This is a genomic window from Streptomyces sp. E2N166, from assembly GCF_003671715.1.
Classification (GTDB): Bacteria; Actinomycetota; Actinomycetes; order Streptomycetales; family Streptomycetaceae; genus Streptomyces; species Streptomyces thinghirensis.
The window spans coordinates 1363300-1364722 of sequence record NZ_RAIF01000012.1; the positions used below are offsets into that span (position 1 = coordinate 1363300).

The 1423-nt window shown below is 73.8% G+C and carries 1 protein-coding gene and 1 pseudogene; both read right to left on the reverse strand.

Going from position 1 to position 1423, the window contains the following annotated elements; all coding sequences use genetic code 11:
- Positions 1-965 (reverse strand): serine/threonine-protein kinase (locus EBH09_RS13990; RefSeq protein ID WP_153182656.1); only part of this gene is annotated, 965 nt, incomplete at its 3' end.
- A 143-nt stretch (positions 966-1108) separates the two neighbouring features.
- Positions 1109-1423: pseudogene (locus EBH09_RS13995) on the reverse strand (serine/threonine protein kinase); the annotation flags it as partial.

The following is a 1423-nucleotide window of genomic DNA, read 5'->3' on the forward strand; positions in this document are numbered from 1 at the left end:
GCCGGCTTCGCCCCCGGTACCAGGGGCACCGCCCCCCGTCGCCGTACCGGCTCCCCGGTGGGGGCGGGGGACGCCGGGGGCTCCTCGGGCGCGTCCTCCTCCTGCTCCGCGTCGGGCTCGTCCACGTCCAGCGGGCCCATCCCGGCCAGCATCGGCAGCAGCTCGCGCAGCCGGGCGCCCAGCTCGGAGGCGCGCAGCCGGGAGGCCGGCGCCTTGGCCAGGCACTGCACGAGCAGCTGCCACAGCTCGTCGGGGATGCCGGGGAGGGGGACGACGCGCTCGGTCACATGGCGGCGCAGCACCGCGCCGGGATGGCCGCCGCCGAACGGCGTGAAGCCCGCCAGCAGCTCGTACAGGACCGTGGCCAGCGCGTAGATGTCCACCGCCGCGCGCGGGGGCAGGCCCTCGACGATCTCCGGCGCCAGGTAGTCCGGCGTGCCGATGATCTTCGTGGCGCGGGTGCGCCGCGGGGTGTCGATGAGCTTGGCCACCCCGAAGTCCGTCAGGAGCGCCGGGTGCGAGCCGCCGGGGCCGAGCGGGCCCTGCATGTCGAGCAGGACGTTCTCGGGCTTGACGTCGCGGTGCACGACCCCGGCGGCGTGCGCGGCGGCCAGGCCGTCGGCGACGTCGGCGACGACCGCCACCGCGGCCTCGGGCGCCAGGCGCCGCTCCCGTTCGAGGCGGGTGCGCAGATCCGTACCGCGGACCAGGTCCATGACCAGGGCGAGGTCGTTGCCGTCGACCACCAGGTCGCGCACGGAGACGACGTGGGGGTGCTCCAGTCCGAGCAGGGCGGTGCGCTCCTGCACGAAGCGGGAGACCAGCTCCTGGTCGGACGCCAGGTCCTCCCGCAGCAGCTTGATCGCGACGGGTCCCTCGGGACCCTCACCCAGCCACACCGTGCCGGCACTGCCCCGACCGAGGATCTGGTGGGCGGTGTACCGGCTGCCGATCTTCCGTGCCAAGGCTGCTCCTACCGACGCGTGTTGCGCTAAAAGTACGCGTCCGGGGAGCCAACCTTCACAACGGAGGCGGAAATCACCCGCCGGATGTCGACAAATCTCCAGACTCGTCGTCGGATTCGGCGGGAACCCGGTCCGCCGACGGCTCAGTTGCCGGTCGAGGTCCCGCCGCCCGAGCCGCTGCCGCCGCCCAGGTCGCCGATCCAGTCCGTCACGGTGGTGAACCAGTCGCTGAGCTGCTCCCAGTAGCCCTTGCCCGTGCCGATCCAGTCCTGCAGGGGGCTCAGCTCCCAGATGAGCCAGCCGGCCACGAACATGATGACGAGCGTGAACAGGCATCCCTTGAGGCAGCCGAGCCCGGGGATCCGCATCGGGTTGGCGCTGCGCTGCCGCGGCGGCCTGGGCTCGCGCCGGGGCGGCTGAGGCTCGGGCGTGGGCGGCGGGGCGTACCGCTGCGGCTG